We start from the raw sequence: 13,787 nt of genomic DNA on the forward strand, positions 1-13,787 counted from the left end.
CGTTGCCCATAAGATTCGAGATCTTCATATACGCACACCACCCGAGACCCAATGATCCGCTTCTGGTTCTTCGTGGCGAGCACGTTGCTATTGGCTGGCCCGGCATTGACATCAGCCGAAGCGACGGCCCAAGCTGCGACCCTTCCACGCGATCCGGCGATCAGCAACGAGACTGCGCCGCGGACTCCCGCGCCGCCTCGGTCTCATAGCAGCTTGGGCGAGACCCGTTCGCTATCGGTCGCCTTGGGGCGGACTCCCTCGCTGCCGCTTCGGTCCCATCGCAACCCTCAGGCCTCTGAGCGCCCAGCGGCCGACGATTCTGCTGCTCATGACGCCGACAGCCGCCGGACGCTCAGAGGCGATGTCAACAACGCTCCGATGGGACATGTCGAGATTGTCGGGACTGACGGCTATCCCACCACGATGACGGCCGACATCGACAGCATCGACGACCTCGACGGCATGACGTCGTCCGAATTCAGCTTCCAGTGGATCGGTGTACTCGACGGCATCGCATCAGACATCGACAGCGCTACGGATCAGTCCTACATAGCTGACCTCACCGACGGCTACGACGGCTACCGAGTTCGCGTGTCGTACACCGACGACGGTGGCGCCGAGGAAATGCTCACCAGCGAGACGACGCTGATTCGCCCTCATGTGGTCCGCTACGCGCAGCGTCTGCCCGATCTCGTCAGCACTGCTCCCCGGATGGTGGTTCGGGGGCTGCACGGCGTCGGGGAAGTGATCGTCCTGCCGGCCGATGGGACCGATCGATTGCAGTACAACGATGTGCCGATGCAGCTTCTGTGGTTCTACTCCGATATCGACAACATCGGCGCCGGTCCGGTGCATGCCACGGGAGATCCGCAACTGTCAGACCCATTAGACGACACGAGCCACGATGTCTGGCAGTTCACACTCGATGCCGACGATGCTTGGATCAAGCTTCACAGACCGCCCATTCGCTTCGAACGCGCTGACGGACACAATCACTTTCACTGGATGAGGATTGCCGAATTCTCGCTGTGGAACGAAGCCGGCACGGTACTCGTCAAGCGTTCTCCGAAAATCGGGTTCTGCCTCGCCGATGTCGTCAAGATCGATCCCGGCGATGCCACGGTTCCTGATCGTGTTTACACCGGTGCCGGCTGTCACCGCAATGAACCGGATGCCACAGAGATCACTATCGGCCTCTCGCCGCAGTATCGAGACATCTACAATGCTGCTCGCCTGTCGTTTCAATGGGTGGACATATCCGATGTGGCACCGGGGCGCTACCGACTCGGAGGTCAGAGTGACCCGTACGACACCGTGTGGGAGTCAGACGAGACGAACAACGGGGTAGTGCTGACCGAGAGCACCCATGTCGTTCCTGGCTATGTGGCGACGCCGACGGTTGCGGCAACACAGGTCAGCACGTCGGTGAGCGTTGCATTGCAGTCCGACTCCTACGGCACGCCGGGTGCCCCGAAGTATCGGATCGTCGAGGTGCCTCAGAGTGGGACGCTCGACCAGCAGATACAGGCCGACCTCGACGTCACCGACGTGATCTACACCCCTGACTGCGGGTTCATCGGCACGGACTCGTTCACATATGAAGCCTTCGACAGCGAGAGTTCCTTTCCCCGGAACCCGGTCCGGGCCACAGCGATCATCACCGTCGACGACGTCCCTCCGGTCATCACAGGGCTGTCGAGCTTGGACTTCCCCGAGAACGCGCAGCAAATCGTCGCAGAGTTTGATGCCGGCAGTGCCACCGATTGCGAACTGGCGGCTTGGTCGCTCGGCGGCGTTGACGGAGCAGCGTTCGAGATCGACAACGGTGCACTGCGCTTCGCGAGCGAACTCGGTCCCCCGGACTTCGAAGCCCGGCTCTCGAATACGTATCAGCTGACGATTCAGTTCACCGACGGGGTCGACTCGGCGGGTGCGCCAGATGCATCCATCGATGATTCGCATGACCTGACAGTGACAGTGACCAATGTCGAAGAGACCGGCGTAATCGCCTTGTCCAGCTCCGCACCGCAACTGAATTCCGCCATCGACGCCGAATTGCGCGACCCCGACGGAGGCATCAACAGCGTCGCGTGGTCATGGCTGCGTTCGCCGGCCCCGTCATCGCCCGGCTCGTGGGCTGTGATCGACGGCGCTAGCACGGCGTCATACACACCTGTCGAGCAAGATGCCGGGTTTTGGCTGCGCGCAGAGGCCTCCTACAGCGACGCACGCGGTCCGAACAAGTCAGCGCAAGCCACGACGCTGTCGGCTGTCCCGCGTCCGCCCGTTCGCCATCAGTCGCGACCGGTGCTGACGCCCGCCCCGCGTCGGACGTCCGCCGGGGGCAGCGGTTCAGCCGCATTCAATACAGGGACGACGACATTCGTCGTCGCCAACGGATGGAACGCAGCAGACATCGGCATCGCTGTCGTCGTTGCGGCCCGCAGCGACGACGCAATCGTGTTGTACACATCGGCAGAGACACTGCCCGAGGAGACCGCGTCATTGATGCGAGATGCCTCGCCTGCGCAGATCGTGATCGTGGGCGGGACCACAGCGGTTTCTCGCGGGACTCGCACTCAGATGCGTGCGGCGTCACCGGATTCGCGCGTCACCCGCATCACCGGCGACAATCGCGTCGCCACCGCGGTCAGTGCTGCGCGCCGCATTCTCGGAGGACCCGCAGATGCCGGGCGCGTCACGTGGATTGTGGCGAACGGCTGGTCCCCGCCGGACATCGGAGCAGCAGCAGCGTTGGCGGCCCGCAGCGAACGGTCGGCGGTGCTGTACACGCCCGCAAACTCACTGGCTGAGGAAGCGGCCGCAGCATTGCGCGAATACGACTCCGGCCGCGTCATCCTCATCGGGGGCACATCGGCAATCGATCCCGCAGTCGAGCGCGCGATTGCCGACGCAGCCGTGGATGCGAGCGTGACGCGACTGACCGGTGCTGATCGGGCAGAGACGGCCGCTGCAGCAGCACGGCAAGTGCTCGGCGATCCCCCGGTCACCGAGGAAACCAGCTTGGTGATCGCCAACGGCCGGTCGCTGCCGGACATCGGAGTGGCAGCAGCGCTGGCTGCGTCGCTGGACGGCTCAGCCGTGATCTACACGTCGCATGACGTGCTGTCGGCGGCATCGGCTGCGCTCATTGCCGACTATCGCCCCAGCAGGCTGTTCATCGTAGGGGGCACGAGCGCCGTCGCTGAGGAAACTGAGGCGGAAGCTCGTGCGCTGGCACCCGGAACCCGTCTGGCACGTTACCGCGGCGCGTCCCGCATCGAGACAGCTTCGGTCGCGGCTCGTCGAATTCTCGCACGGCGCTGAGGCCGCCAAGCAGCACCACGGCACCACGTCGCATCTTGACATCTCCGAACCTGGTGGCCACGGCGGTCGCGGCTCTTGCCGCTCGGGTCACGGCTTCGCCTGCCGGCTCAGCCTCCGCGCGTCACTAGCGTGACCGTCGTGAGAGTGCTGGTGTTCGGCGCGGGCGGGCGGATGGGTGCCACGGTGTGCGAGGCCGTGGCCTCCGACGATGACTTGCAGTTGGCGGCTGGCGTGGATCCCGGCGTCGGCGGTCAGCGAGACATCACCGGCAGCATCGACATCGTCGCGGCGAGCAGCGACGTGGATCCTGCAGGCATCGATGTCGCAGTGGATTTCACCGTGGCCGCTGCCGCTCGGGAGAATCTGACCTGGTGCGCCGCGAACGGCGTGCACGCGGTCGTTGGCACGAGCGGTCTCGATCCCGACGACTACGAGCGCTGCCGTGCGGCGTTCACCTCCAGCAACTGCCTCATTGCTCCGAACTTCGCTATCGGGGCCGTGCTGATGATGCGGTTCGCCGAGCTGGCGGCCCCGTTCTTCCCGACCGCTGAGGTCATCGAGATGCATCACGACAACAAGGTGGATGCGCCCTCCGGCACAGCGATGCAGACTGCGCGTGCGATGGCGGCGGCATCTTCGGACTGGGCAGCCGATCCCACTCGTGACGAGGTGCTGCGGGGTGCGCGGGGCGGCACGGGTCCGGGGGGAATCCCGGTGCACTCGGTGCGGCTGCGGGGTCTGGTCGCGCACCAGCAGGTGCTGCTCGGCACGGCAGGGGAGACGCTCACGATCCGCCACGACAGCCTCGATCGGGTGTCGTTCATGTCGGGGGTGCTGCTCGCCTGCAAGGCGATCGCCGACCATCGGGGCGTCACGATCGGTCTCGACGCGTACCTGCAGCTCTAGGCGGTGAGCGCAGCCGAACAGCGGCGGGGTCTCTGGGAGGTGGCCCACGAGCGCGGCATGACGCGCCGCCGCTTCTTGTGGCTGCTCTCGGCGGGTGGTGCCACGGCGGTGATGGCGGCCTGCACCGGCACTCGGAGTCCGTCCAGCACGCCGACGTCGACTGCTCCGGCCGTCGAGGGGCTGCCGTGGTTCAAGGACCCGGCACCGTTCATCATGCACGGCACCAAGGGCCTCGAGTCCCGCCTCGAGAACATGGAGGGCCTGATCACGCCGTACCGGCTCTTCTTCGTGCGCAACAATTCGGTCAGCATCGAGGTGAACCCTGATGACTGGTCACTGAGCATCGAAGGCGATGCCGTGGCTGCGCCTGTGGAGCTGTCCTACGGCGAGGTGACGGCGATGGAGAGCCGCACACTTGAGGCATACCTCGAGTGCGCCGGCAATCACCGGGCCATGTTCGACTTGGTGAACGGGCAGGCAGCGAAGGGTGATCAATGGAAGACCGGGGCGGTCGGCAATGCCGAATGGACTGGGGTGCCGCTCGGCGACGTCCTGCGGGCAGCGGGCATCCGTGAAGACGCTGTCAGCGTGCTGCTCATCGGCATGGACATCGACTCTCCTGAGGCGGGCTTCCGCCGTGTGATCCCTGCCGAGGTGGCCATGGATCCCGACACGCTGCTGGTGCACGGGATGAACGGCGAGACGCTGCCGCGCGACCACGGCTACCCGCTGCGTGCGCTCGTTCCCGGCTGGGTGGGCAGCACTTCCATCAAGTGGCTGAGCCGCATCGTGGTCTCGTCCGAACAGCAGTGGGCTCGCAACAACACCACCTCGTATGTCTTGATCGGCGACGACTACCCGCCCGAGGGAGAAGCCTTGGGACAGGTGGTGACCACCCAGAGCATCAAGAGCGCGCTGGCGCTCCCGTGGCCTGCCGAGCTCGACGCCGGCACTCACCGCATCGGCGGCTATGCGCACTCGCCTGCGGGCAGGGTCGCCGAGGTCGAATGGAGCGACGACTCGGGACGAACATGGCACCGTGCGGACCTGATCGGTCCGCAGGCACGGCTCGGGTGGGTGCGATTCGAGTTGTCTTGGGAGGCATCCGCCGGGATGTACACCGTGATGACCCGCGCCACCGATGTCGCCGGCAACACCCAGCCCGATCAAGTCCCATTCAACGAGAAGGGCTACCTCTTCGACCAGCCTCTGCCGCACCCCATCCGCGTCGTATGAGGCGCCACTCGACGGCACGTCATCGACACGCTCCATTGGCGACACCGCCAACCCGGCAGATGGGTGCCGTTGTCGAGTACGTTTCGAGGCCATGTCGCGACTGAAGTCAGTTCAACTCGGTTCGAACTGTGGCCTGCAGGTATCCGAACTCTGCCTCGGCACCAGCTGACAGGCGTGTCCCGGTGGTGATCTCATGACGGTGCTCGTGACCGGTGGCGCGGGCTACATCGGCTCAGCGGTCGTCGATGCACTTGCCGAACGCGGTGAGGACGTCTTGGTAGTCGACAATCTGTCGCGCTCCGCGCGTCCCGAATTCCCCCGTGGCGTGGACTTCGAATCACTGGACATCGGCGACGCCGACAGCGTCGGGCATCTCGTGAGCCGCCACGGCATCGAGTCGTGCATCCACTTGGCGGGCCTGATCGCCGTGGGGGAGTCGGTGAGCAATCCCGGGCTGTATATCGAGAACAACGTCGTGCAGTCGGCTCATCTGCTCCGGGTGCTCGCACGCAGCGGCGTTACTCGAATCGTGTTCTCGTCTTCGGCAGCGGTGTACGGGAATGCCTCGACGACGCCGATCGACGAGAGCGAGCCCACTGAGCCGACGAGTCCCTACGGATGGACCAAGCTGGTCACCGAGCAGATGCTCGAAATGCACGACCACGCCGACGGTCTGCGGTCGGTGTCGCTGCGGTACTTCAATGCTGCCGGCGCAACCGCGCGTCGCATTGAACGGCACACGCCGGAGACTCACCTGATCCCGCTTGCGGTGCGTGCGGCAACAGAGCCAGGCGGCCAGCTGACGGTCTTCGGCGACGACTATCCGACTCCGGATGGCACTGCCGTGCGCGACTACATCCACATCGGCGACCTCACTGAAGCGCACCTGCGTGCGCTCGACTACCTGCGAGCGGCCGGGGAGACCACGGTGGTCAACCTCGGCGCGGGCGTCGGTCACTCGGTGCTTGAGGTCATCGCCGCTGTCGAGAATGTGCTCGGGCGTCGCGTGCCCTATGAGGTGGGGCCACGCCGGGCGGGCGATCCTGCTGAGCTGATCGCCTCCACGCAACGGGCTCGTCGCTTGCTCGACTGGGCGCCGGTGCGTTCGACACTCCCCGAGATCGTCTCGTCCCTGGCTGCGCACGCGCCGTGATCGGCGGGCGTCAGGCCGTGTGTCGCTCGATGCTGTCGATGAGCGAGGCTCCTTCAGCCGGCAGCGACAGCCAGACGCTCGCATCACGCCCCGAGACGGCCCGGTAGCCCTTCTGCACCTCTCCGGCGAAGTCATCTGCTGCGTCAGCGGCGACCAGCGCCACCGCGCAGCCGGCAAACCCGCCGCCGGTCATGCGTGCGCCGATGCACCCAGGGCTGGCATGTGCGATCCGCACCATGGCATCGAGCGCCGGGCCTGAGACCTCGTAGTCGTCTCGCAAGCTGACGTGACCGGCGTTCATGAGAGCTCCGAGGGCCTCCGCGTCGCCTGCTTCCATGGCATCCGCTGCTGCGAGCGTGCGCTCGTTCTCGGTGATGACGTGCCGCGCTCGCCGACGTTCAACAGCGAGTTCCGCTGGCATCCGCTCGAGTTCGTGCAACTCGGCGTCCCGCAGGGCGGCCACCGAAAGCCATCTCGCGGCGCGTTCACACGAGGCGCGGCGGTCGCCGTAGGCCGAGTCGACCAGTTCGCGCCTCGTCATGGTGTCGAGGATGGCGATCACGGTCCCATCCGGCAGCCGGCGCGGACCCATGTCGAGGGACCGGCAATCGATCAGCGATGCATGTCCCGGGACCGCGCCGGCGGAGATCAGGGGATCCATGATCCCGCACGGCATCCCGACGACCTCGTTTTCCACGCGCTGACACAGCTCGGCCGTTGCTGTCGCACCCCAGCTCTCGCCCGCAAGATGCAGCAGTGCTCTTGCCATGGCGACTTCCAAGGCAGCTGATGAAGACAAGCTCGCCCCGACCGGCACATCGGTGGCGATCGTGCATCGCCACCGACCGATCGATATGCCATGTCCCCTCAGCAGGTGGCTGACGCCGAAGACATACGCCGCCCAATGCGCTGTGGGGATCGGCTCTCGCTCGTCATCGAGCAGCGCTTCGCCGAAGACCTCAGAGATCACCGTGCTCGGGGAACTGCGCTGGGCTCGGCTCAGCGCAACGACGGTGTCGAATTCGATCGCCATCGGGAGTACGAATCCGTCGTTGTAGTCGGTGTGCTCCCCGATCAGATTGACCCTCCCGGGTGCCCTGCTGAGGACATCGGGCGCGCCCCAGCGCTCGCGATGCATCGCCAATGCTCGCTGAACAGGTGGGACGTGGCCCGTCACGCCGACTCGCGGACGGCCAACTCCACCCCCAAGACCACCGCTTCTCGTCTCTCGCCCGGCGATTCGATCAAGTCGCCGAGTGCGGCGACCACTTCGGTGCTGAGCCGGGAGCGATCGAGGCGAATGGTCGTGAGTGCCGGCGTCACGTAGGTGCTCATCTCGATGTCATCGCAGCCCACGACGGCAATGTCCTCGGGCACTCGACGACCGCTCGCGACTGCCGCGCGTACGGCTCCGATGGCGACGAGGTCGTTGTATGCGAACACGCCGTCGAGGTCTGGCATCTGGGAAAGCAGCTGTGCGAGGCCCGCTTCGCCTCCCTTCACCGTTGGTTCCGTCTGCGACACAGCCGGCGCGTGACGGCCGTCCTGGGCTTCTTCCAAGGTGCGCACAAAGCCCTGCTCGCGGTGTCGCCGACGGGGCGGAGACACGGTTGTACTGATGACACCCATGCGTCGACGACCGCTCTCGAGCAGGTGTCTCGCAGCAAGCCGGCCGCCGCTGTGGAGGTCGAACGACACGCATGCGACATTGGGTGCGTCGAGGAAGTCATCCACCACCACGATCGGCAGCCCGCGCTCGCCGTAGTCGGTGAGCTGTTCGATCGAATCGAGCGCAGGAAAGACGATGACGCCGTCCACCGCTCGCGCCCAGAAGGACCGGAGCACTTCCGCCTGCCGCTCTGGGTTGCTGCGGGTGCTCGCGAAGAACATGGTCTGGCCGGCTTCACGGGCGCGTTGCTGAATGCCCTCGGCGAGGGCCCCGAAGTACGGGTCGGTCATGTCGCCGCCGACCAAGCCGACGGTGCCGCTGCGCTTGGTGATCAACGCCCGCGCAACCATGTTGGGGCGGTAGTGCAGCTCTTCGACGGCTGCCATCACCTTGCGGCGGGTCTCCTCGGAATAGCCCCCCTCATCGTTGACGACCCGAGACACCGTGCGCGGCGAGACCCCGACCTTGCCTGCCACGTCGTGGAGCGTCGCTTCCCGATCCATGGCCCTCCGTAGCTGAGCCTCGGTCCTGTCGCGGCCAGGCGTACCTCGCCAGACCTGTCCACGCGCGAACTTACCGGCTCCGGTTGAGCGGGCACAGGTTTGCGTCAACGTTGACGCCAACGTTGACGTATGCTAATTTGGCGAGACAAGCCAAGGGGACAGATGGTTGCAGTCGCATTCATCGGGGCGGGAAGCACGGTGTTCTCCCGCAATCTGATGGGCGACCTGCTCGCGTACGAGGATCTGCGGGACGACCTCGACATCCGGCTTCACGACATCGACCGCGCACGGCTCCACACATCTGAGATCGTCGGGCACCGGCTGGTCGCAGATCGGGGCGCACGCGCCAAGGTCCGGGCTACGACGGATCTGCGCGACGCAGTCGATGGCGCCGATTTCGTCATCACGATGTTCCAGATCGGCGGCTTCGAACCGGCCACAGTTCACGACTTCGACATTCCGGAGCGATTCGGCCTCACCCAGACCATCGCCGACACCATCGGCATCGGCGGCATCATGCGAGGCCTTCGGACTGCGCCTGCCCTCATCGAGGTCGCCGAAGCCGTCAACGAGCTCAGCGAGGGCGCCCGGTTGCTCAACTACGCCAATCCGATGGCGATCAACATGTGGAGCCTGTCGGAGATGGCCGATGTGGAGGCGTACGGGCTCTGCCACAGCGTCCCCATCACAGCGCAGCACCTCGCCGGCGATTTGGGCGTGCCGGTCGACGAGCTGGAGTATCTCGCTGCCGGCATCAATCACATGTGCTTCTTCTTGCGGCTGGAGCACCAGGGCACAGACCTGTACCCGGCGTTGCGCCAGCTCTACCCAGAGCCCCACGAGTCGCCGACTCGGGGCGAGTGGGGGCTGGCTGATGCGGTGAGATACGAGATGCTGCGGCGGCTCGGCTACTTCGTCACCGAGTCGAGCGAGCACTTTGCGGAGTACACGCCGTACTTCCTCAAGCGAGGCCGACCAGAGCTCATCGAGCGGTTCAAGATTCCGGTGCGCGAGTACGTCAGGCGCTGCGAGGAACAGATTGCCGAGTGGGAGGAACTCCGCCGGCGCCTCGAAGACCCGGAGTATCCGCTGGAGGTGCCCGCGAGCGACGAGTACGCACCGCAGATCATTCACAGTATTGCCACTGGCACCGAACGCATCGTGTATGTCAACGTGCCGAACCTCGGCCTGATCGACAATCTGCCGTCGGGTTGCGCGGTCGAGGTGCCGGCCACCGTTGGGGCGGGCGGAGTGACGCCCCACGTCATCGGGTCGTTGCCCCCTCAGCTCGCTGCGCTCATGCACACCAACATCGGCCCCCAGCAGCTCACCGTGGAGGCACTGCGGACCGGTCGCCGCGAGCACGTGTATCACGCCGCCATGCTCGATCCGCACACGGCGGCCGAACTCGCTCTCGATCAGATCTGGCAACTCGTCGACGAGCTGATCGACGCGCACGGCGAGTACATCCCCGAATCGCTGCGCGAGCGGGTCTCGGCTGATGGAGAGATCCGGTGACGGTGACCGAGGCGCCGCCTGACGCGTCGCGTCGACGTTCGCTGTTCGGAACTGCACGCCTGCACGGCGGCTGGCGATCCGCCTTCTGGTTCCTGCTCCCGGCCCTCGTCGGCTTTGTGGCGTTCTACCTCTATCCCGCGTTGCGAGGCGTGTACATCAGCTTCACCGACTGGAACCTGATCGCCAATCGGGGGAGCTGGGTCGGCACCGACAACTATGACCGGCTGTTCAACGACCGCCAGGTGTGGGAATCGCTCAAGGTCACCTTCAGGTACACGGTGATCAACATCGTCTCGCAGACGATCCTCGCTGTCTTGATAGCGGTGCTCATGGATCGCCTCACCAAATCGGTCACCATTCGCGGGATCCTGCTGCTGCCTTGGCTGATCCCCAACGTGATCGTGGCGCTGCTGTGGGTCTGGATGCTCGACGGAAACCTGGGCATCGTCAACGACTTCCTGGGTCTGTTCGGGATGGATCCGGTGAGGTTCTTCACCGACACCGGCAAGGTCATACCCAGCTTGGCCGGCATCAACACGTGGCGCCACATGGGTTACACCGCCCTGCTGATCTTCGCCGGGCTGCAGACGATTCCCCGCAGTCTCTATGAGGCTGCCGCCGTCGACGGTGCCACCGAGCGCCAGATGTTCCGCGACGTGACGATGCCGCTGCTGCGTCCGATCCTGGCGCTGGTCCTGGTGATCACGATCGTCGGCTCGTTGCAGGTGTTCGACACCGTGTTCGTGGCTACCGGCGGATTCGGCGGACAGCCGGGCGGTCCGGTCAACGCCAGCCGCGTGATCTACCTGTACATCTACCAGAACGCCTTCGACTTCAACCAGCTCGGCTACGCCGCCACCATCTCCGTCCTGCTGGTCGCGATCCTGCTGACGGTCACCTTCCTGCAGCTCAAGCTCCTGCGGGCCGGCGAGAGCGATCTGGCATGAGTGCGCCAGCGGTCGACGACGTGAGCGAGAACATCGCTGAGTCACCGGGCCTCTCTCAGCCGTCGGCGCGGCTTCGCAAGCGAGGGATTGGGCGCGGCGCGGCCTGGGTGTTCATGGTCGCCATCCTGATCATCAGCGTGTTCCCGTTCTGGTGGGCGCTGCGCACCGGCCTGTCGACCAACGGCCAGCTCTTCGCCGGCGAACAAAGCTTGCTGCCGGTCGGCTATACCGACAACAACTTCGAACGCGTGCTCGGCACGGCCAGCGAAGAGGAGATTCTCGAGAGCCTGGGACGTCAGAACACCGGTTCGTTCGATTTCCTGCAGTCGCTCAAGGTCAGCGTGATCGTCTCGACGGCCGTCACCGTCGGGCAGGTCGCGTTCTCGGCGATGGCCGCCTACGCGTTCGCCCGACTGCGCTTCCGGGGCCGCGACAAGCTCTTCTTCCTCTTCCTCAGCGGGCTGATGATCCCGCCGATCTTCACGCTGATTCCCAACCTCATCCTGGTCAAGAACTTCGGCTGGCTGAACAGCTACCCCGGGATCATCGCACCGTTCTTCTTCATGACGCCATTCGCGGTGTTCTTCCTGCGTCAGTTCTTCTTGGGAATCAGCCGCGAGGTCGAGGAGGCTGCGCTGCTCGACGGAGCAGGCCACTTCCGGACCTTTTTCGGGATCATCGTGCCGATGAGCGCCGCACCGCTCGCGACGCTGTCGATCCTCACGTACATCACTGCGTGGAACGAGTTCCTCTGGCCGCTGGTGGTGGCCCGAGACCCGGCGCGGCAGCCGCTGACTGTCGCGCTCGGACAGTTCACGGCTCAGCAGCCGGGGACCTCCCCCGACTGGTCGGGCCTGATGGCGGGCACCTTGCTCGCAGCCCTGCCGATCATCGTGATCTTCCTGGCCTTCGGCCGGAAGGTCGTCGACTCGATCGGCTTCTCGGGGATCAAGTGATCCCCACCGACAATCGGCGGCCTGTTGTGGGTCGCCGCTGACTCCTGGGAGGGAGAACCTGATGAATAAAGCGCTATGGAGACTGCTCGCAGTCCTCTTTGCCTTCTCGCTCGTCGCCGCCGCCTGCGGCAGCGACGACGGTGACGACGATGCCGGCGACGCACCTGCGGCGACCCAGGCCCCGTCAGACGCCGACGACGAGATGGACGACGAGATGGCGGAGCCAGTCAGCATCGAGTACTGGCTGTGGGACGGCAACCAGCAGCCCTACTACGAGCAATGTGCGGCCGACTTCGAGGCAGCCAACCCCGGCATCGACGTCGAGATCACCCAGTTCGGCTGGGGCGACTACTGGACCAACGTGACGGCCGGCTTCGCCTCCGGCTCGGGACCCGATGTCTTCACCGATCACCTCGCCCGCTATCCCGAGTTTGTGGCCAGCGATGTGCTGGTTCCGCTCAACGACTTCGTCGAGCGAGACAACGTCGACACCGGTGCCTACTTCCCGGGCCTTGCTGAGCTGTGGGTAGACAATCACGGCAACCGCTACGGCCTGCCCAAGGACTTCGACACGATCGCGCTCGTGATGAACTCGGACCACGTCGCTGCGGCGGGTGTGACAGCCGCAGACTTTGCCTCGGCCGAGTGGAACCCTGACGACGGCGGCTCGTTCGGCGAGCTCATTCGTCGCCTGAGCGTGGACGCCAACGGCAACAGCGGTGACTCGCCGGACTTCGATCCGGAAAATGTCGAGGTGTACGGCCTGGGTCTAGAAGGCAACTTCGGCGCCTTTGGACAGACGACATTCTCGGCCTTCGCAGGATCCACCGGATTCGAGTTCCTGGACGTGAACCCGTTCGGTGACTCCGCGAACTATGACGACTCGCGTCTCGCAGCCACCATCGACTGGTTCGCGCGGATGATTCAGGCCGGCTACGTCGTGCCGATCGAAGACGTCGAATCGCTCGGCGGCACCACGGTGTTCCAGAACGGTTCGGCTGCAGTCATGGCTGACGGCTCGTGGAAGATCGGCACCTACATCGGGGCCGATACACCCTTCGACGTCGAGTTCGCCCCGCTGCCGGTTGGACCGAGCGGTTCGCGTGCCTCGATGTTCAATGGCCTGGCCGACTCCATCAACACGCACTCGGAGCATCAAGAGGAGGCGTGGCAGTGGGTAAAGCACATGGCGTCAGCTGCATGTCAGGACGTCATCGGTGAGGGCGCCGTGGTGTTTCCGGCCATTCCCTCGGCTGCCGAGATCGCCATCGCTGCCCACGAGGGCAACGGCGTGGACGTGACGGCCTTCACGGTGCACGTCGACGAAGGCACGACGTTCCTCTTCCCGATCACTGACAGCGCCAGCCAGATCGAAGCCATCGTCGGTCCGGCCATGCAGGAGATCCTGCGCGGGCAGGTTGACGCTGGTGAGCGCCTCGCCCAAGTGGCAGGCGAGGTCAACGCGGTCCTCGGCTCCTAGCCAGGACTGCCCTCCCGGGCGAACCGGACCGGAGGCACTGATGATGTCGAGGGAACGTCCCTCCGACTCCTCGGCTTGCCAGCTGCCTCCGG

10 protein-coding genes are annotated in these 13,787 nt (G+C 65.2%); 8 read left to right on the top strand and 2 right to left on the bottom strand.

The genetic code is table 11. The features are described from left to right. The first annotated feature begins 51 nt into the window (after positions 1–51). From ACOGXQ_RS12500 to galE, 4 genes are all read left to right on the top strand, one after another. A complete protein-coding gene (locus ACOGXQ_RS12500; RefSeq protein ID WP_419943983.1) occupies positions 52–3,327 on the top strand; it encodes a cell wall-binding repeat-containing protein in 3,276 nt (1,091 codons plus the stop codon). Positions 3,328–3,498: 171 nt separating this feature from the next. Continuing rightward, the gene (dapB, locus tag ACOGXQ_RS12505; RefSeq protein ID WP_419947390.1) at positions 3,499–4,233 is read left to right on the top strand and encodes a 4-hydroxy-tetrahydrodipicolinate reductase; all 735 of its coding nucleotides are present in this window, start codon (positions 3,499–3,501) and stop codon (positions 4,231–4,233) included. A 3-nt stretch (positions 4,234–4,236) separates the two neighbouring features. Beyond that, a complete protein-coding gene (locus ACOGXQ_RS12510) occupies positions 4,237–5,469 on the top strand; it encodes a sulfite oxidase (RefSeq protein WP_419943984.1) in 1,233 nt (410 codons plus the stop codon). A 193-nt stretch (positions 5,470–5,662) separates the two neighbouring features. After that, a complete protein-coding gene (galE, locus tag ACOGXQ_RS12515) occupies positions 5,663–6,622 on the top strand; it encodes a UDP-glucose 4-epimerase GalE (protein WP_419943985.1) in 960 nt (319 codons plus the stop codon). 10 nt (positions 6,623–6,632) lie between these two features. On the opposite strand, the gene galK is transcribed toward galE, so the two are convergent. After that, positions 6,633–7,799, bottom strand: a complete 1,167-nt coding sequence (galK, locus tag ACOGXQ_RS12520; protein WP_419943986.1) for a galactokinase — start codon at positions 7,797–7,799, stop codon at positions 6,633–6,635. Next, the gene (locus tag ACOGXQ_RS12525; protein WP_419943987.1) at positions 7,796–8,794 is read right to left on the bottom strand and encodes a LacI family DNA-binding transcriptional regulator; all 999 of its coding nucleotides are present in this window, start codon (positions 8,792–8,794) and stop codon (positions 7,796–7,798) included. The genes galK and ACOGXQ_RS12525 overlap by 4 nt, the downstream gene beginning before the upstream one ends. A gap of 162 nt (positions 8,795–8,956) precedes the next feature. Here ACOGXQ_RS12525 and ACOGXQ_RS12530 point away from each other — a divergent pair, with 162 nt between their 5' ends. The 4 genes from ACOGXQ_RS12530 to ACOGXQ_RS12545 all read left to right on the top strand — a co-directional run bounded on the left by ACOGXQ_RS12530 (position 8,957) and on the right by ACOGXQ_RS12545 (position 13,695). Continuing rightward, positions 8,957–10,312: an alpha-glucosidase/alpha-galactosidase gene (locus ACOGXQ_RS12530; RefSeq protein ID WP_419943988.1), complete on the top strand. Its 1,356-nt coding sequence runs from the start codon at positions 8,957–8,959 to the stop codon at positions 10,310–10,312. Continuing rightward, complete coding sequence (locus ACOGXQ_RS12535) at positions 10,309–11,259, top strand: carbohydrate ABC transporter permease (RefSeq protein WP_419943989.1); 951 nt, start codon at positions 10,309–10,311, stop codon at positions 11,257–11,259. The genes ACOGXQ_RS12530 and ACOGXQ_RS12535 overlap by 4 nt, the downstream gene beginning before the upstream one ends. After that, positions 11,256–12,215, top strand: a complete 960-nt coding sequence (locus ACOGXQ_RS12540) for a carbohydrate ABC transporter permease (protein WP_419943990.1) — start codon at positions 11,256–11,258, stop codon at positions 12,213–12,215. Before ACOGXQ_RS12535 ends, ACOGXQ_RS12540 begins: the two co-directional genes overlap by 4 nt. Before the next feature lie 61 nt (positions 12,216–12,276). Next, positions 12,277–13,695, top strand: coding sequence for an ABC transporter substrate-binding protein (locus ACOGXQ_RS12545; RefSeq protein WP_419943991.1), 1,419 nt, complete (start codon positions 12,277–12,279; stop codon positions 13,693–13,695). The last annotated feature ends 92 nt before the right edge of the window (positions 13,696–13,787 follow it).

The organism is Candidatus Poriferisodalis sp. (assembly GCF_965208485.1).
GTDB lineage: Bacteria > Actinomycetota > Acidimicrobiia > Acidimicrobiales > Poriferisodalaceae > Poriferisodalis.

What these genes read in the sequence shown, in the direction of transcription:
- galE (WP_419943985.1), top strand. Translation starts at nt 5,663, where the DNA reads ATGACGGTGCTCGTGACCGGTGGCGCGGGCTACATCGGCTCAGCGGTC.
- ACOGXQ_RS12530 (WP_419943988.1), top strand. Translation starts at nt 8,957, where the DNA reads ATGGTTGCAGTCGCATTCATCGGGGCGGGAAGCACGGTGTTCTCCCGC.
- dapB (WP_419947390.1), top strand. Translation starts at nt 3,499, where the DNA reads ATGGGTGCCACGGTGTGCGAGGCCGTGGCCTCCGACGATGACTTGCAG.
- ACOGXQ_RS12540 (WP_419943990.1), top strand. Translation starts at nt 11,256, where the DNA reads ATGAGTGCGCCAGCGGTCGACGACGTGAGCGAGAACATCGCTGAGTCA.
- ACOGXQ_RS12525 (WP_419943987.1), bottom strand. Translation starts at nt 8,794, where the DNA reads ATGGATCGGGAAGCGACGCTCCACGACGTGGCAGGCAAGGTCGGGGTC.
- ACOGXQ_RS12500 (WP_419943983.1), top strand. Translation starts at nt 52, where the DNA reads ATGATCCGCTTCTGGTTCTTCGTGGCGAGCACGTTGCTATTGGCTGGC.
- ACOGXQ_RS12545 (WP_419943991.1), top strand. Translation starts at nt 12,277, where the DNA reads ATGAATAAAGCGCTATGGAGACTGCTCGCAGTCCTCTTTGCCTTCTCG.